This is a genomic window from Pseudomonas sp. P7548 (assembly GCF_013386585.1).
GTDB lineage: Bacteria > Pseudomonadota > Gammaproteobacteria > Pseudomonadales > Pseudomonadaceae > Aquipseudomonas.
On record NZ_JACARO010000054.1, the window covers coordinates 1 to 17,527 of the forward strand.

Genomic DNA, 17,527 nt, shown 5'->3' on the forward strand with positions numbered 1-17,527 from the left:
AGATATGTAGAAGAGAGAGGGTTGATGGTGTTGGGGTTGAAGCGACTGGCGGGGGGAGGGCTGAAAAGCGTTTGAGGTGTAAGGCAAATGATACATTTCATTATTAATACGACATCATGGCCATTACAATGCCAGCTCCATAAGGATTTGGTAATGGATGCGTAAATGCAATTTCGTAAAAGTATCAACGCGTTACGAGCTGTAGCGGTTATCTGTGTGGTGCTCTTCCACTTCAAGGTCAGCGGTTTTCAGGGAGGGTTCGTTGGCGTTGATATCTTCTTCGTGATTTCCGGTTTTCTAATGACGGGGATCATTTTCAGCGGTTTGCAAAAGCAGCGCTTTTCGTTGATTGGTTTCTACGCATCGCGAGCGCGACGGATTATTCCAGCGCTGTTGGTGCTGTGCCTGGCGTTATGGGCCTTCGGCTTTATCTATTTGCCCCTGGAAGACTACCGGGCGCTGCTCAGGACAATAAAAAGCAGCCTGTTTTTTGCGTCCAACCTGGAGTTCGCCAAGACCGGCAATTACTTCGCCGCGCCACTGCGCGAGAACTGGCTGTTGCACACCTGGTCACTTTCGGTGGAGTGGCAGTTCTACATGCTCTATCCCCTGCTGCTGATGGGACTGCACAAGGTCTTGGGCAGTTCTGGAACCAAGGCGGCGCTGGTGCTGTTGGCACTGGTTTCCCTGGGAGCCTCGGTGTATCTGAGCCCGTCTGCGCCGGTTTTTGCGTTCTATATGCTGCCCACCCGCGCGTGGGAAATGCTCGCGGGAGGACTGGTGTATCTGTTTCCGTTGGCACTGGGCAAGCGCGCGCGCCAGGGTGCTGAAGTGCTTGGTTTGGCGGCCATTGCAGTCAGTATTTTTTGTTTTTCCGAGCAGGACGTATGGCCCGGTATCCTTGCCCTGGTACCGGTAGTGGGCACCGCCTTGGTGATTCTGGCCAACTCCGAGTCGGCGTTCAGCCGCAATGGCGCGCTGCAATTCACTGGCGGCGTTTCATATTCTGTTTACTTGTGGCACTGGCCGTTGGTGGTCTTCTTGTATACCTGCGGATTGCTTGACAGCTGGCCGTATGTGGTGGCCGGTGTCATCGTGTCATGTGTCCTGGGCACGGTTTCGTATTACTGGGTCGAATCGCGCGTCGGTACATTAACGACGGCTCCACGTGCGTTGTTCAAGTACGCGTCCTTCGTGGTGTTGGGTGTCGGGTTTTCTGCCATTACGTCATCGGTGGTCAAAGATCACCCCGGCGTGCGCTTTCCCTACGTCGACCTGGGGCGGCCAGACTACGCCAGTGCGCTCTATGAGCAGGAGTGTTATCCCAGCGCCTTCGGTGCGTCGGACTGCAAACTGGGGAAAGGGGAGGTTTCCGTCATTCTCTACGGCGACAGCCATGCTCAATCCACTGCGGCGGCCATCCAGATGGATAATCCCCACGCGGCGCTGTCCTGGGCCCGTGGCGGTTGCCCGACGTTGCGGCACTTTGAGATGCACGACAAGGAGTTGAGCCGTAAATGCGGCGGCTTCAATGCCGAGAAACTGGGCGTACTGCAGACCTCGTACCCAGGTGTACCGGTCGTCTTGTTCAGCCGCGCTTCGATGTATTTGGATACGAGTCGAGGGAACAATTATCGCGTTTACTTTCCTGGCCAGGAACACTTGTCAGGACGTGCGTATGTCGATACCTACACGGCCGAATACAGCAGGACGGTCTGCTCGATCGCTGAAAACCATCCTGTCTATATCGTCAAGCCGATCCCGGAGATGCCCTTCAGCATTTACAAAGGGCTGAATCTGCACCAGCGCATCTTCCAGCGTTCGTCGGACATCTCCGTTTCATTGTTCGACTACGAAAAGCGTAATCGCACGGCCATACAGGCGATTGAAGCCGCGGCGAAACAGTGCAATGTCCACATCATCGATCCTACTCCCAAGCTGTGCCCGAATGGGCAGTGCATGGGGTCTAAGAATGGCGTGCCACTGTACTTCGACGATAACCATCTGGTTGACTCCGGCAACGAGCAACTTGAAGGGTTATTCAAGGCAGTACTGGCACCCATCTAGCCAATGGTGGGAGTCGGCTTGCCGGCGATGGCATCACTGCGGTGTACCTGAATCACCGCGTTGTCCGCATCGCCGGCAAGCCCGCTCCTACAGGGTTATGTCATCAGGTGGTGGGCTGCAGGGTCAGCACTTCGAAGCCGTCCGCCGTCACCGCCACGGTGTGTTCCCACTGTGCCGACAGGCTGTTGTCCCGGGTCACCACCGTCCAGCCATCCTTGAGGCTGCGCACCTTGGCGCCACCCTGGTTGAGCATGGGCTCGATGGTGAACACCATGCCTTCGCGCAGTTCCAGCCCGGTGCCAGGGCGGCCGAAGTGCAACACTTGCGGTTCCTCGTGCATCTGCCGGCCGATGCCATGGCCGCAGTAGTCACGCACCACGCTGTAGCCATTGGCCTGGGCGTGGCTCTGGATCGCATGGCCGATATCACCCAGGCGCGCGCCCGGCTTGACCTGGCGAATGCCGGCCCACATCGCCTCGAAGGTCATTTCCACCAGGCGCCGCGCCTTGGGCGCCACGTTGCCGATCATGTACATCTTGCTGGAATCGGCAATAAACCCGCCTTTTTCCAGGGTGATGTCGATGTTGATGATGTCGCCGTCCTTGAGGATGTCCTTGGCGCTGGGCATGCCATGGCACACCACCTCGTTGATCGAGGTGTTGATGCAAAACGGGTAGTCGTATTGGCCCAGGCTGGCGGGGCGGGCTTTCAAGTCGTTGCGGATGAAGGCCTCGACGGCGGCGTCCAGCTCCAGGGTGGAGCGGCCGGTGCAGACAAACCCATCGAGCATGCTGAACACCTGGGCCAGCAGGCGCCCGGATTCACGCATCACGGCCAATTGCGGGGCGGTCTTGATCATCAACTGCGCCCCCGGATCAGGTCAGGCTTGTCCAGCAACAGTTTGTTGATCAACTCGTTGTAGGGCAGGTGAGGGTTGAGTTCGGCGAGCAGGCCGATCTTGATCCAGAACTCGGCCTGGGCGTTGATGGAGCGGTCCATGGCGGCGCTGGCCAGGCGAAGCTGTTCGTGCAGTTGGTCGGTGATCTTGACGATGCCCATGGTCTTCACTGTGTAGGATTGATATACAAAGCGTATATGTTTCGTATATTCATCGTAAACCCCCAGCCGCTAAATGGCAGCAGGCCATTGACTTGCTCGCCAGGCGCCGGTTAATTTCGTTGCATGACATTACAAGCCTTCCGTAGCCCGCTGATGATTATTACCGCCATTCCTCATTTGGCGGGATAGCACACGGCTGCACCCCAACCCGCCCTAGAGGCGGGTTTTGTTTTTCCGTCTCCAGGGCCTTCAAAAAAAAGCGCCAGGAGACACCGATGAGCACGTGCCCCGTTCCACACACCGCCAACCCGGAACTGCTTGAGCACTACGTAAAAAAGATCCTCGCGGCCCCGGTCTATGACCTGGCAGTGCGCACGCCCTTGCAGGCGGCGCCGGCGCTGTCGGCGCTGCTGGGCAACCAGGTGCTGCTCAAGCGCGAGGACTTGCAGCCGACCTTTTCCTTCAAGATCCGTGGCGCCTACAACAAGTTGGTGCAGCTCACGGCCGAGCAAAGGGCCCGGGGCGTGGTCACTGCATCGGCGGGCAACCACGCCCAGGGTGTGGCACTGGCCGCGCTGGAACTGGGGATCAAGGCACGCATCGTCATGCCCTGCAGCACGCCCCAACTGAAAGTACTGGGCGTGCGTTCCCGAGGGGCCGAGGCGGTGCTGCAGGGGGAGAGCTTTCCGTTTGCGCTGGCCCATGCGCTGCAACTGGCCGAGACCTCGGGCTGCACTTTTGTGTCGCCGTTCGACGACCCGGATGTGATTGCGGGCCAAGGCACCGTGGCCATGGAAGTGCTGCGACAGCAACAGGGGCCGCTGGACGCGATCTTCGTACCGGTGGGCGGCGGTGGCTTGATCGCCGGCATTGCCGCCTACGTCAAATACCTGCGGCCCCAGGTGCGTATCATCGGCGTCGAGCCCGAAGGCTCCAGCTGCCTGTTGGCGGCCTTGCGTGCCGGTGAGCGCGTAGTGTTGCCAAGTGTGGACGGGTTTGCCGATGGCACCGCGGTGGCGCAGGTCGGTGCCTATGGGTATGAGATCTGCCGCGATTGGGTGGATGAAGTCATCACCGTGAGCAATGACGAATTGTGCAGCGCCATCAAGCTGATCTACGACGATACGCGCTCGATCACCGAACCCTCAGGCGCCCTCGCCGTGGCAGGCATCCGCCGTTACGTCGAGCGAACTGGGGTGAGTGGCCAGACCCTGGTGGCGATCAATTCAGGCGCCAATATCAATTTCGATAGTTTGCGACATGTTGCTGAAAGAGTGGCGGCGCAAACGGCGGTTTAACCGGAAGTCCGGGATTAAACGTTTAATCCCTGCCATTCGCCGAGAGTTTGATGACTGAATGTAAAAACCTTTCCGGGATATATATCAATCCTCGTCACTTATGAGGAAAGGTTACAACGAGAGGGGATTTTGCCGAGTAGGCTGGTGAATGAAAGCGTCTTCCAAGGTTGGCAAGACGCGGCAGGCACGCACCTGCCAGCAACTTGAGTGTTCATAAAAACTGATTGGCAGTCTCATAAAAGGAGAGGTTGGCCATGCTTTCGGAATTAGAACTTCGCAGCATTATTGAAGGAAGTTTCCTGCCCAAACGGTGCGAATGCACCAAGGCCGAAGATGCCTCGCTGACGATCAAGGTCTATGACGACCGCGACCGTGACCGAGTGGACCTGGAAGTCAAAGGCATCAACGCCGACAAGCTCGACAGCAGCCGAGCCATTTGCAACCTGATCACCGGGTTGCGCGAAGACCTCAAGCACACCCATGCACCCGCCCTGCAAAGAGTGGGAGGACGCGGCTACTACTAGGCCGACGTCTGAGGTTGAATCACCGACGACCTGTGGGCCTGGAGAAACGCCAGGCCCAGTACGGTTTCTGTTGCCACCGCCAGCAGGATGCCCGGCCCGGCATTGCCATTGATCCATTCACTGAACCCCAGCACGGCCAATACCAGGCACCCGGCGATAAAGCCGGTGGTCAGGGCACGTCGTGTGTCGGAAGGTGGTGCGTGGCGGGCGCGGTAGAACATGATGCCGATCGCCAGGAACAGCGCGGCGTTACGGCGTGACACCAGCCCGGTAGCGCTGGAGTACTCGACACTCCACAGCCACAGCAGCAGGTCGGGACGCAGGCCCCAGACCAGCGCGAGGGCGAAGCAGAGCAGGGCGGTAAAGGTAGCGAGGGAACGGAAACTGAGCGGCATGGCGAATCCTTTCGGCCTGTGACAAGCCCGCAAGATTACTCGTTTATGCGCGGGCCTGCCTTGTCTGTTTCAACGGCTCAGTTCTGGAAGTCGCAGGCTTCCGACATTTTGCGGTAGCCCACATCTTCGATTTTGCCGGCTTTATCCACGAACTTGATGTCGGCGTCGATGACCTTGCAGTCATTGGTGTCGGTCTCGTGCATGGCAATCACTTTGTCGATGTTCAAGGGCATGCCGTATTGGTAAGGCACCGGTTTGGCATCGGTTTGCTGGGCCGTGTCAGCCTGGGCGGCGCCTGAGAGCGCGGCCAGGGCCAAGGTGCCGGTGAACAGTAAGGTACGCAGTTTCATGAGGGTTCTCCGCAAGTCGTTCGCAGGCCCATCAACACGACGGGCCGGCGGCCGCACGGGCCCCCGGGGGCGGTGAGTGCGGTCAAGTTCACTGTCGACTTGGGGGATTAACCTTCGATTAATTGCGCGCTAACTGACAAAACCTTCATGAACGCGTGTTCAGCCCAACTGCTGGCGATACGGCAGGTCCGGCCCGGTCTTGCCGCACGTCAGCGCAGCAGCGCGGATCGCGAAGCCGAGCATGGCGTCGATCTGCGCGCGGGTGAGCCGTTGCAGGCCGTCCACTGAGTCCAGGTGGTGCTCAGTCAGCCAGGCGATCAGCGCGGCCTGGAACGTATCGCCGGCGCCGACCGTATCGGCCATCACTACCTCTACGGCCGGTTGCGACCAATGGCCGTGCTGGCGGCTGAACACGCTGGCCCCTTCGCCACCCCGGGTGAGGAACACCATCTGGCAGCGGTGTTGCAGCCAGCCTTGCAGCACGCTTTCCGGCGACTGGTCGGGGTAGAGCAGGTGCAGGTCTTCATCGCTGACCTTGATCAGGTCGGCATGCTTGACCAGCTCGGCCACACGGTCACGCCACAGCTGGATATCCGGCTGCGGGTTGAGGCGCACGTTGGGGTCGAGGCTGATCAAGCGTTTGCCGCTTTCACGCTTGACCAGGTTCAGCAGGGTGTCGCCAATCGGCTGCACCACCAGGGAGAACGAGCCGATATGCAGGCCACGGATGTCGGCGCCCAGCTCGGGCAGGTGGGTGACTTCCAGCAGCCGGTCGGCACAGCCTTCGCCACGGAAGTTGTACTGCGGTGAGCCGTTGGCGCCCACGGCCACCATCGACAGGGTGGTCGGTGCGGCAAATTCCACCAGGAACTGCTCGCTGACGCCTTCGTCCCTGAGCACTTGCAACAGGCGGCGGCCGAGGAAGTCGGTGGACACGCCGCCAAACAGCCCGGCTTCGATACCCAAGCGGCGCAAACCCACGGCCACGTTGAACGGCGAGCCCCCGGCAATGGCCTTGTAGTTGACCTTGGAAGCCTGCCCGCTGGCATCTTCCTCGCTGAAGAAATCGAACAGCGCTTCACCACACACCAGATACATAGTCGTTCGCTCTTAAAGGGTTGCCACGTGTTGTTGATAGCGCTCGTAGGCCTGTTGATAGGCGCTGACACTGGCCGCCACCGGCAGGGTAAGGCTGGCCGGGTCGACGCTCACGCATTTGTCGCACAGGCTGGCCAGGGATTCGCCGGACTGGCACCACGCTGCCTGGATCGCCGCGCCCAGGGCGGCGGCTTCGCTTTGTTCGGTACAGATCACTTCGGTGTTCATGATATCGGCAACCATCTGCCGCCACACCGGGCTCTTCGAGCCGCCGCCGATCAGGCGGATGCTCTGGCTTTGCAGGCCGGTCTGGCGCAGCAGGTCCAGGCCGTAGCGCAGGCCGAAGGTGGTGCCCTCGACCACGGCGCGGCACAGGTTGGCGCGGGTCAGGTTGGTCATGGTCAGCCCGTGCAGGCTGCCCGTGGCGTGGGGCAGGGCGGGCACCCGTTCGCCATTGAGGAACGGCAGCATGCTCACGCCGTCGGCGCCGATGGGGGCCTGTTCCACCAGCGTGTTGAACGCGGCCAGGTCGAGGTCGAACAGCTCGCGGATCACCCCGGTGGCGTTGGTCAGGTTCATGGTGCAGATCAGCGGCAGCCAGCCGCCGCTGGACGAGCAGAACGTGGCGACCGAGGCCTGCGGGCTTACCTTCGGCTGGTCGGCGAACGCATAGACGGTGCCCGAGGAGCCAAGGCTCATGGTGATCACGCCCGGCGCGATATTGCCGGTGCCGATGGCGCCCATCATGTTGTCACCGCCGCCGCTGGCGACGATGGCGTTGGGGTTGATGCCCAGGCGCTCGGCAATTGCTGGCAGGATCGTGCCGACGCGTTGGTCGGCCTCGATCAAGGTGGGCAGCGCGGCTTCAAGGCGCCCGCTGGGGTCGATGTGCTTGAGCAGGTCCACGTCCCACTGGCGGTTGCGCACGTTGAAATACCCGGTGCCCGATGCATCGCCATATTCCGCGACGGCACGGCCGGTGAGCCAGTAGTTGAGGTAGTCATGGGGCAGCAGGATATGCGCGATGCGCGCAAAAATATCCGGGTGCTGCTCGCGGGTCCACAGCAGCTTGGACACGGTGTACCCCGGTGCAATCGCCACACCGAGTCGCTCCAGCGAACCGCTTTCGCCGCCCAGGTGTTCGAGCAGGCGCTCGTTTTCGGGCGCGGTTTCGGTGTCGCACCACAGCTTGGCCGGGCGCAGGACCTGGCCACTGTCATCCAGCAGCACCAGCCCGTGTTGCTGGCCGGAAACGCCGATACCGAGGATGTCCTGGCCGTCCACGCCCGCCTGTTGCAGGGCGCGGTGGGTGGCTTCGGTAAAGGCGTCCAGCCATTCCTGGGTGTGCTGCTCGCGACGGCCATTGGCGCCGCTGATCAGGCTGTGGGCAGCAGCGCCCAGGCCCAGCACCTTGCCGTTGCCGGCGTCGAGGACGATGGCCTTGGTGCCCTGGGTGCCGCAGTCGATGCCGAGAAACAGGTTTTGCTGGGTCATGAGGATTTGCTCAGCAGCATTGTTTTTTGGATTGAAAACCCGATCACGTGTGGGAGCTGGCTTGCCTGCGATGGCGGTGGTTCAGGCAGCCAAGAGGTGACTGAAAGACCGCCATCGCAGGCAAGCCAGCTCCCACAGGTTTAAGCCGGTTTCTTCAGGAGATTCTGCAGAGTTGCAGTGACGCCGTGGTCACGCAGGCTCGCAAAACACCGCTCGAACGCTGCCACAAACGCAGGCGAGTTGGGAATAGCCGTACCAAAAATCTCCTCCACCCCCAGCAGGCGCTTGCTGATCAGCGCATCGTCACTCACCAGCTCTTGGCAAAACTGCGCACGGGGATCCGGGATCGTGTAGCTCACGCCGTTTTCATCCACGCCCTTCAAGTACAGCGCCCACGCGGCCACCACCAGCGCCGCGCGGTCGGTCTCGCGGCCGTCGGCGATCAGGCGGTTGATGGTCGGCACGGTGAACTTGGGAAACTTCGACGAGCCATCGGAGCATACGCGTTCCAACTGGTCGGCAATCGCCTGGTTGGAGAAGCGGTCCACCAGCGTCTGCTTGTACTCGGTCAGGTCGATGCCCGGCACCGGCGCCAGGTTCGGTGTGACGTCCAGGTCCATGTACGCACGCATGTAGGCCACGAACACCGGGTCATTCATGGTCTCGTGCACAAACCGGTAGCCCTTGAGAAAGCCCAGGTAGGTGAGGGCCAGGTGGCTGCCGTTGAGCAGGCCGATCTTCATCTCTTCGTAGGGCGTCACGTCGTCGGTGAACTGCACACCGACGTTTTCCCAGGCCGGGCGGCCGTTGACGAATTTGTCTTCCAGCACCCACTGCACAAAGGGTTCGCACACCACTGGCCAGGCATCGTCGATGCCGTGCTCGTCGTGCAATTGCAGGCGGTGGGCGGTGCTGGTCATCGGCGTGATGCGGTCGACCATCGCGTTGGGGAAGCTCACATTGGCGTTGATCCAGTCGTGCAGCTCGGCGTTGTGCAGCGTGGCAAACGCCAGCAGTGCCTTGCGGGTGACGGCGCCGTTGTGCGGCAGGTTATCGCAGGACATCACGGTAAACGCCGGGGTGCCGGCGGCGCGGCGTTTAGTGAGGGCGGCGCAGAGGAAACCGAACACGGTCTTCGGTGTATTCGGGTGTGCCAGATCGTGCTGGATCTGTGGCAAGTGGGCCATGAATTCGCCGTTGCTGTCGTCGATGCAGTAGCCGCCTTCGGTGATGGTCAGCGAGACGATGCGAATCGCCGGGTCGGCCAGTTTGTCGATCAACGCCTGGGCGCCGTCCTCGGCCAGCAGCATGTCGCTGATGGAGCCGATCACGCGCACTTCGGTGTCGTCGGTATCGCCCAGTTCATACAGGGTGAACAGGTAGTCCTGGCCAGCCAGGTCGTCGCGGGCCTTGCGGTCCTCGGCACGCAGGCCGACGCCGCAGATGCTCCAGTCCAGGCCCACGCCGGTGTTCATCAGCGCGTCGGTGTAATAGGCCTGGTGCGCACGGTGGAAACCGCCGACGCCAATGTGGGCGATGCCCTGGGTGGTGCTGGCGATGGCATACGCCGGGATTTTCACCTGCGGCGCCAACTGGGTGAGGTTCTGTTTATTCAGTTTCATGGCAACTCTCGCAAAATCAGGCGGCGGCGCGCAGTGGGCGGGCCACGGCTTTGCCTTCGGTGTCGAACAGATGGCAGTGCGCCGGGTCCAGGTGCAGGTGCAGGGTCTCGCCATACTGGCTGGCCATGTCGCCACGAATGCGCATGGTCAGCGGTTCGCCGTTGGCGGTGACCACGTGGCAGAAGGTGTCGCTGCCCAGGCGCTCGCCGACGTCGGCGGTGACGGTCAGGGTGGTCTGGCCCGGCGTGGCGATTTCCAGGTGTTCCGGGCGAATGCCCAGGGTCACGGCACTGCCGACGCTCAGCGTGGCGCCGCTTTGCGGCAGGTTGATCAGGGTGCCGGCGTCCAGCTGCACCTCGCAGCCCTGGCCGTCGACGCGGGTGACCTTGCCCTTGAGGAAACCCATTTTCGGCGTGCCGAGAAAGCCCGCCACAAACAGGTTGGCCGGCTGGTGGTACAGCTCCAGCGGCGAGCCGACCTGCTCGATGCGGCCGCTGTTGAGCACCACCACCTTGTCGGCCAGGGTCATGGCTTCGACCTGGTCGTGGGTCACGTAGATCATGGTGGCCTGCAGCTCTTTATGCAGGCGCGCCAGCTCCAGGCGCATCTGCACGCGCAGCGCGGCGTCGAGGTTGGACAACGGCTCGTCGAACAGGAAGATCTTCGGGTTGCGCACAATCGCCCGGCCGATGGCCACACGCTGACGCTGGCCGCCAGAGAGCTGCTTGGGCTTGCGCTCCAGCAACGGGCCCAGTTCGAGGATGCGTGCCGCTTCGCTGACCTTGCTCTCGACCAGCTTCTTGTCGACGCCGGCCAGGTCCAGGGCAAACGACATGTTCTTGCGCACGCTCATGTGCGGGTACAGCGCGTAGGTCTGGAACACCATCGCCAGGTCACGCTTGGCCGGGGTCACTTCGGTGATGTCGCGACCGTCCAGCTCGATGGTGCCTTCGGTGACTTCTTCCAGGCCGGCGATCAGGCGCAGCAGGGTGGACTTGCCGCAGCCCGATGGGCCGACGAACACCACGAATTCCTTGTCGTTCACCTCAAGGTCGATGCCCTTGATGATGGAGAAACCTTCGAAGCCTTTTTGCAGATTCTTGATTTTCAGGTTGGCCATGATGAGCCCTCCGTATAGAAATGATGAGGCCGTTATTTCACGGCGCCGAAGGACAAGCCGCGCACCAGCTGTTTCTGGCTGATCCAGCCAAAGATCAGGATGGGCGCGCAGGCCAGGGTCGAGACGGCGGACAATTTGGCCCAGAACAACCCTTCAGGGCTGGAGTAGGAGGCAATCAGCGCGGTCAGCGGCGCGGCGTTGGACGAGGTCAGGTTCAGCGACCAGAACGCCTCGTTCCAGCACAGGATCAGCGACAGCAGCACCGTGGACGCCAGGCCACCCTTGGCAATCGGCAGCAGCACACGGACCATTTCCTGCCACAGGGTGGCGCCGTCCAGGCGGGCAGCCTCGAGGATGTCCTTGGGGATGTCCTTGAAGTAGGTGTAAACCATCCACACCACGATCGGCAGGTTGATCAGCGTGTAGATGATGATCAGCGCGATCCGCGTATCCAGCAGGCCGAAGCTCTTGGCCAGCAGGTAGATCGGCATCAGCACACCCACCGGCGGCAGCATCTTGGTCGACAGCATCCACAGCAGCGTGCCCTTGGTGCGCTGGGTTTCGTAGAACGCCATGGAGTAGGCGGCCGGCACCGAGATCAGCAGGCACAGGGCGGTGGCGCTGAACGAGATCACCACCGAGTTCCAGGCGTAGGCGAAGTAGTTGCTGCGCTCGTTGATGTGCAGGTAGTTCTCCAGCGTCGGCGTGAAGATGAACTGCGGTGGCGTGGCGAACGCGTCGATTTCGGTCTTGAAGCTGGTCAGCACCATCCAGAAGATCGGGAAGAAGATCAGGATCGCGATGGCCCAGGCCAGGGTGCCGAGCAACAGGCTTTGCAGGCGGCGGGATTGTTGAAGCGTCATGGCGCGGCCCTCAAGGCTTGTCAGTCAGGTTTTTGCCGATCATCCGCACCAGGATGATCGCCGCGATATTGGCGATGACCACGGCAATCAAGCCGCCGGCCGAAGCCATGCCCACGTCGAACTGCACCAGCGCCTGGTTGTAGATCAGGTAGGCGAGGTTGGTCGAGGCGTAGCCCGGGCCACCGTTGGTGGTGGTGAAGATTTCGGCGAACACCGAGAGCAGGAAGATCGTCTCGATCATCACCACCACGGCAATCGGGCGGGCCAGGTGGGGCAGGGTGAGGTGCCAGAAGATCGCGATGGCGCCGGCACCGTCCAGGCGCGCGGCTTCCTTTTGCTCCTGGTCGAGGGACTGCATGGCGGTCATCAGCAGCAGGATGGCGAAGGGCAGCCATTGCCACGACACAATGATGATGATCGACAACAGCGGGTAGTGCGCCAGCCAGTCCACGGGCTCGGCGCCGAACAGCTTCCACACGGCGGCGAGAATCCCCGACACCGGGTGGAAAATCAGGTTCTTCCAGATCAGCGCACCGACGGTGGGCATGATGAAGAACGGTGAAATCAGCAACACCCTTACCAGGCCGCGACCGAAGAACTCACTGGCCTCCAGCAACGCACTGATCAACACGCCGAACACCACGCTGATCAGCAGCACACTGCCCACCAGCAGCAAGGTATTGGTGGCGCCGGGCAAGAAGCCCGAATCGGTGATGAAGTAGGTGAAGTTCTCCAGCCCCACAAATTGGTTTTCACCAGGGTAGAGCAGGTTGTAGCGGATCAAGGAGAAGTACAGGGTCATGCCCAGCGGCACGATCATCCACAGCAGCAGCAAGGCCACCAAGGGGCTGACAAGGAACCAGCCGGGGTTGGCCAGGCGGTTTTTGGGTGGTGTATTCATGGTGATCAAAACCAGTCGATTACAGGCAGGGCCAGCGTCGGAGCGCGATCCAATGTGGGAGCTGGCTTGCCTGCGATAGCGGTGTGTCAGCACACACATTCATCAACTGACAGACCGCTATCGCGGGCAAGCCCGGCTCCCACATTGATGGGGTTCCCACATTTACAAGGGTGAGTCAGGCCTATTTGGGATAACCGGCGCGCTTCATCTCACGCTCGGTGGTGGTCTGCGCGGCAGTCAGGGCCTGGTCCACCGTTTGCTGACCGGTCAGCGCACCCGAGAAGAACTTGCCGACCTGGGTACCAATGGCCTGGAATTCAGGAATGGTCACCAACTGGATGCCAATATACGGCACCGGCTTGAGGGTCGGTTTGGTCGGGTCCGCGACTTTCAGCGATTCCAGGGTCACCTTGGCAAACGGCGCGGCCTTCATGTACTCATCGCTGTAAGTCGATTTGCGCGTGCCTGGCGGTACGTTGGCGATGCCGTCGGTCTTGGCCACGAGCTGGCTGTATTCCTTGGAGGTCGCCCAACTGGTGAACACCTTGGCAGCGTCCTTGGCCTTGGAACTGGTCGGGATCGCCAGGCTCCAGGAGTACAGCCACGAGGTGCCCTTGTCGGTCTTCTCGTGAGGGGCAAAGGTAAAGCCGACGTGATCGGCCACTTTGCTCTGGGTCTTGTCGGTCACGAACGAACCCGCGACGCTGGCATCGACCCAGATTGCGCACTTGCCGCTGTTGAACAGCGCCAGGTTTTCGTTGAAACCGTTGCTGGAAGCACCCGGCGGGCCGGATTTCTTCATGTTGTCGACGTAGAAGGTCAGCGCGTCCTTCCATTCAGGGCCATTGAATTCTGGCTGCCACTTCTCATCGAACCAGCGCGCACCGTAGCCATTGGCCAAGGTGGTGATCAGCGCCATGTTCTCACCCCAGCCGGCTTTGCCGCGCAGGCACAGGCCGTACTGTTCTTTGGACTTGTCGGTGAGTTTGTCCGCGAATTCGCCGATCTGGGTCCAGGTCGGGTGCTCGGGCATGGTCAGCCCGGCGTCCTTGAACAGGTCGGTGCGGTAATAGGTGATCGAACTTTCGGCATAGAACGGCAGGGCGTACAGCGAACCTTTGACAGACAGGCCATCACGCACCGAAGGGAAGACGTCGTCAAGGTCGTAGGACGCCGGCAGGTCCTTCATCGGTTCCAGCCAACCCTTGGCGCCCCACAGTGCAGCTTCGTACATGCCGATGGTCAACACGTCGAACTGTCCACCCTGGGTGGCGATGTCAGTGGTCAGGCGCTGGCGCAGCACGTTTTCTTCGAGCACCACCCAATTCAGCTTGATCTCCGGATGCTCGGTCTCGAAGGTTTTCGAGAGCTTTTGCATGCGGATCATGTCGCTGTTGTTGACGGTGGCAATGGTCAGGGTCTGCGCGCCAAAGCTGACGGCGCTGAGGGTCATGCAGGTCATCATGCAGGTAGAGGCAAGCAGAGCTTTTGCTGTGAACTTCATCGCGCACTCCATTTCTGCGCCCAGGGGCTACAGAAGGACAGTTATTGTTGTTGTGTCTTCCTGCAACGAGCCAGGAAGAGTGTGCGGTTGATTACAGCCTTGAAATGGCGATGTGACAAATCCTTGGGCGCACTGGCACTGATACTTTTTTGCACTCGCGTAGGAATTGGCTGAAACGATTGATCCAGGCCGACATCGATCACCCGTAAGAGCCGGCTTGCCGGCGATGGCATCGACACAGCGCACCTGACGCCCCGAGGTGGCCTGCATCGCCAGCAAGCCGGCGTCCACAGAAAGCGATTCAGGCCAGGTTTTGCTCGGTCAACCGCTGCACCGCCAGGCGGCGGTAGTGGGAAGGGGTCATGCCCTTGAGCTGCTGGAAGCGTCGGTTGAAGTTGGAAATATTGTTGAAACCCGACTCAAAGCACACATCCGTCACCGCCTTGTCGCCATCGGCCAACAACTCGCACGACTTGCTGATGCGCAGCCGATTGACGAACTCGATAAACGTGCGCCCGGTGGCTTGTTTGAACACGCGGGAGAAATACGTCGGCTTCATACCCAGGTAATCCGCCACTTCCTCCAGCGGCAACTCGCGCGCGTAGTGGGCAAAGATGTAGTCCACCGCGCGGTTGGTGCGGTCGATGCTGTGCTCGTCGGCCAGTTGCGGTGTGGTCACGCCGGACAGCAGCTGGTAGTCCTCGCAGGCACTGAGCACCTCCAGCAGAATAAAAAAATGCCCGAGGCGCGCCATGCCCTGGGCGTCCTCGATACGTTGCATCAAGGTCATGGCCTGGGCGATGGTTTTTTTGCAGCGAAACTCGATGCCGTACTGGGCCCGTTCCAGCAAGGGCGCCAGGGTCTTGAGTTCAGCGAAGATCTGGCTGCCGTTTTCAAACAGTTCGTCGGTGAAGTTCACCAGCATGTCGCGCTTGGGCACCACCTCGTCCTCCTCCACCTGGCTGATCCAGTTGTGGGGCAGGTTGGGGCCGGTGAGAAACAGGCTTTCCGGGTAGAAGTTGCCGATATAGTCGCCGATGAACACCTTGCCGGAACTGGCGACAATCAGGTGCAGCTCGTATTCCTTGTGGAAATGCCAGCGCACCAGCGGGCAGGGGAAGCCATGCTGGCGATAGATGATGGACAGACCGTTGTGATCGTCCATCAACTCGTAGGAAGGGTCGGTGATACGCGTTGCTCGGGTCATGCTGCCGTCGCTTTATTGTGGTTGCTGCCTAGGATAATGCCCCCTCGTGCGCGACCTCGCCAGCGCTGGTGTTTACACGGTGCGGTTTTTCGCCTCGATCCATTGGGACATGTACTGCGTACTTTTATGGGCATGATGGCGCAGCATGCTGCCCGTGAAGTTGGCCCGGCGATGGGCCGCCAGGGTGCGGCGACAGTGTTCCAGGCAGGCCACCAGCGCCGGGCCATGGATGTCCTGGTCATAACGGCGAGCCAGCAATTGGCGCCCGTTTTCCTGGGCCTCGGTCCAGCGCGCGCGATCTTGATACAGCGCCACGGCCGCCGCTGCCAACGCAGGCGCGGTCTGTTCGATCATGCCGGGCCATGGCTGGCCATCGCCCATGGCTTCGGCGCCGATCGGCGTGGTGACACTTGGCGTGCCACACAGCATCGCGTCCACCAGCTTGCCCTTGATGCCGGCGCCGAAGCGCAGCGGCGCCAGGCAGATACGTGCGGCGGTCATCACCTGCAACGCGTCTTCGGCCCAGTTCATCACGTGAAAGCCCTGCGCCGGGTTGTGCAACGCCGTGGCCTTGGGTGGCGTGTAGGCGCCGTAGACATGCAGCTGGGCGCCCGGCAGTTGCTGGCGGATCAGCGGCCACAGGCTGTTCTTCATCCACAGCACCGCATCCCAGTTCGGCGCATGGCGGAAGTTGCCGATGCTGAGAAAATGCGCGCGGTCCTCGAATGGCGCAAACGCCTCGGTCGGCGGTTGCAGCATCAACGGGCACCAGTGGAGCAGGGCGGCGGGCACCTTGAACTGTTCGGTGAGCAGGCGGATCTCCACGTCGGAGATCATCAGGCTGATATCGCAGCGGTAAATCGCCGCTATCTCGCGCTTGGCCAGGTCAGTGTCGGCCATCAACTGGAACGCTTCTTCCAGCGCTGGTGTGAACAGCGCGGTGAAGTCGTCTCTGTCCGGGTGGGCTTTCAGGTGATCCTTCTGGCGCTGGTGGCGGGCGTCGCGCAGGCTCTGCAGGTCGGAGGTTTCCAGTACGCGCAAGGCGTCGGGGCAGCACTTCTCCACGCGCCAGCCGAACTGCTCTTCCATCATGAAGCGGTCGAACAGCACGATATCCGGAGCGAGTTCGCGAATAAAATCATCGAAACTGCTGTTATTGAGTTCAATCGCGCATTCGCGGATGCCCAGCGCTGGCAGGTCAGCCTTGTGTTCGCCGATCGTGGCAGGGCTGCTGAAGGTAACGTCCCAACCTTGCGTCAGAAAGCTCTCAAGGATTTGCATCATATGCCCGCCAGCGGCCGAGGAACGAGGCTCCGGCCAGACATAACCAATGACCAGGACTTTGGTGGCAGGCTGATTCATCAACAACGCATTCCTTGAAGGGCAGGGGAAAAGCGCGCAATTAAACCACAACCACCGGCATGAGAATTTGTGCGCAGCGATAGGTAGCCACCGCACTTTGTGGTTAACTTCGGCCTCTCGAATTCGTTTCACTAAACCCAGCATAAGGATTCTGTTCATGGCTCAAGTCACCCACCGTGGCAACCCGATCCAGGTTGAAGGCGATCTGCCGCAAGTCGGTTCCCAGGCGCCAGACTTCACCCTGACCGCCGGCGACCTGTCGGACGCAACCCTGGCCACCTTTGCCGGCAAGCGCAAAGTGCTGAATATCTTCCCAAGTGTCGACACCCCGACCTGCGCGACGTCGGTTCGTAAGTTCAACGCCCAGGCCAACGACCTGAACAACGCCGTTGTGCTGTGCATCTCCACCGACCTGCCATTCGCCCAGGCGCGCTTCTGCGGCGCTGAAGGCCTGGAAAACGTGAAGAACCTGTCGGACTTCCGCAGCGCGGCATTCGCCGTCGACTACGGCGTGGCCATTGCTGAAGGCGCCCTCAAGGGCCTGACCGCTCGCGCTGTCGTCGTGCTGGATGAAAACGACAAAGTGTTGCACAGCGAGCTAGTTGCTGAAATCGGCCAAGAGCCGAACTACGAAGCAGCCCTGGCTGTTTTGAAGTAACTGTT

Annotated in this window: 17 protein-coding genes; 4 read left to right on the plus strand and 13 right to left on the minus strand. The window is 60.9% G+C overall.

The features are described from left to right. Positions 1 to 165 precede the first annotated feature (165 nt). Complete coding sequence (locus HX803_RS21500) at positions 166 to 2,067, plus strand: acyltransferase family protein (RefSeq protein WP_178923310.1); 1,902 nt, start codon at positions 166 to 168, stop codon at positions 2,065 to 2,067. A 103-nt stretch (positions 2,068 to 2,170) separates the two neighbouring features. Here the strand turns inward: HX803_RS21500 and map are convergent, their stop codons facing one another. Together map and HX803_RS21510 are read right to left on the minus strand one after the other, a co-directional pair. Continuing rightward, on the minus strand, positions 2,171 to 2,926 hold the full coding sequence (map, locus tag HX803_RS21505; protein WP_178923312.1) for a type I methionyl aminopeptidase: 756 nt from the start codon (positions 2,924 to 2,926) through the stop codon (positions 2,171 to 2,173). After that, positions 2,926 to 3,126: a ParD-like family protein gene (locus HX803_RS21510; protein ID WP_003190946.1), complete on the minus strand. Its 201-nt coding sequence runs from the start codon at positions 3,124 to 3,126 to the stop codon at positions 2,926 to 2,928. Before HX803_RS21510 ends, map begins: the two co-directional genes overlap by 1 nt. 275 nt (positions 3,127 to 3,401) lie before the next feature. On the opposite strand from HX803_RS21510, the gene ilvA reads away from it, so the two are divergent. Together ilvA and HX803_RS21520 are read left to right on the plus strand one after the other, a co-directional pair. Further along, a complete protein-coding gene (gene ilvA / locus HX803_RS21515; RefSeq protein WP_178923314.1) occupies positions 3,402 to 4,424 on the plus strand; it encodes a threonine ammonia-lyase, biosynthetic in 1,023 nt (340 codons plus the stop codon). A 254-nt stretch (positions 4,425 to 4,678) separates the two neighbouring features. Continuing rightward, positions 4,679 to 4,948, plus strand: coding sequence for a DUF1652 domain-containing protein (locus HX803_RS21520; RefSeq protein ID WP_176998385.1), 270 nt, complete (start codon positions 4,679 to 4,681; stop codon positions 4,946 to 4,948). On the opposite strand, the gene HX803_RS21525 is transcribed toward HX803_RS21520, so the two are convergent. The 11 genes from HX803_RS21525 to HX803_RS21575 form a co-directional block, all read right to left on the minus strand. Next, positions 4,945 to 5,343, minus strand: a complete 399-nt coding sequence (locus HX803_RS21525; RefSeq protein ID WP_178923316.1) for a hypothetical protein — start codon at positions 5,341 to 5,343, stop codon at positions 4,945 to 4,947. The genes HX803_RS21520 and HX803_RS21525 overlap by 4 nt on opposite strands. A gap of 77 nt (positions 5,344 to 5,420) precedes the next feature. After that, entirely contained in the window at positions 5,421 to 5,693 is a 273-nt protein-coding gene (locus HX803_RS21530; RefSeq protein WP_178923318.1) for a DUF2790 domain-containing protein, read from the minus strand. 159 nt (positions 5,694 to 5,852) lie between these two features. Beyond that, the gene (locus HX803_RS21535) at positions 5,853 to 6,791 is read right to left on the minus strand and encodes a carbohydrate kinase (protein WP_178923320.1); all 939 of its coding nucleotides are present in this window, start codon (positions 6,789 to 6,791) and stop codon (positions 5,853 to 5,855) included. Positions 6,792 to 6,803: 12 nt separating this feature from the next. Beyond that, a complete protein-coding gene (gene xylB, locus HX803_RS21540; RefSeq protein WP_178923322.1) occupies positions 6,804 to 8,285 on the minus strand; it encodes a xylulokinase in 1,482 nt (493 codons plus the stop codon). A gap of 140 nt (positions 8,286 to 8,425) precedes the next feature. After that, on the minus strand, positions 8,426 to 9,907 hold the full coding sequence (locus HX803_RS21545; RefSeq protein ID WP_178923324.1) for a mannitol dehydrogenase family protein: 1,482 nt from the start codon (positions 9,905 to 9,907) through the stop codon (positions 8,426 to 8,428). Between the two features lie 16 nt (positions 9,908 to 9,923). Further along, the gene (locus HX803_RS21550) at positions 9,924 to 11,027 is read right to left on the minus strand and encodes an ABC transporter ATP-binding protein (RefSeq protein ID WP_178923326.1); all 1,104 of its coding nucleotides are present in this window, start codon (positions 11,025 to 11,027) and stop codon (positions 9,924 to 9,926) included. A 32-nt stretch (positions 11,028 to 11,059) separates the two neighbouring features. Continuing rightward, positions 11,060 to 11,890, minus strand: a complete 831-nt coding sequence (locus HX803_RS21555) for a carbohydrate ABC transporter permease (protein ID WP_016968929.1) — start codon at positions 11,888 to 11,890, stop codon at positions 11,060 to 11,062. A 10-nt stretch (positions 11,891 to 11,900) separates the two neighbouring features. Continuing rightward, on the minus strand, positions 11,901 to 12,791 hold the full coding sequence (locus HX803_RS21560; protein WP_178923328.1) for a carbohydrate ABC transporter permease: 891 nt from the start codon (positions 12,789 to 12,791) through the stop codon (positions 11,901 to 11,903). 181 nt (positions 12,792 to 12,972) lie between these two features. Continuing rightward, positions 12,973 to 14,295, minus strand: coding sequence for a sugar ABC transporter substrate-binding protein (locus HX803_RS21565; RefSeq protein ID WP_178923329.1), 1,323 nt, complete (start codon positions 14,293 to 14,295; stop codon positions 12,973 to 12,975). Positions 14,296 to 14,596: 301 nt separating this feature from the next. After that, complete coding sequence (locus HX803_RS21570) at positions 14,597 to 15,502, minus strand: AraC family transcriptional regulator (RefSeq protein WP_178923331.1); 906 nt, start codon at positions 15,500 to 15,502, stop codon at positions 14,597 to 14,599. 72 nt (positions 15,503 to 15,574) lie between these two features. Beyond that, positions 15,575 to 16,864 (minus strand): glycosyltransferase, encoded by a 1,290-nt coding sequence (locus tag HX803_RS21575; protein ID WP_178923333.1) that lies wholly within the window; start codon positions 16,862 to 16,864, stop codon positions 15,575 to 15,577. Positions 16,865 to 17,021: 157 nt separating this feature from the next. On the opposite strand from HX803_RS21575, the gene tpx reads away from it, so the two are divergent. After that, positions 17,022 to 17,522: a thiol peroxidase gene (gene tpx, locus HX803_RS21580; RefSeq protein ID WP_178923335.1), complete on the plus strand. Its 501-nt coding sequence runs from the start codon at positions 17,022 to 17,024 to the stop codon at positions 17,520 to 17,522. The last annotated feature ends 5 nt before the right edge of the window (positions 17,523 to 17,527 follow it).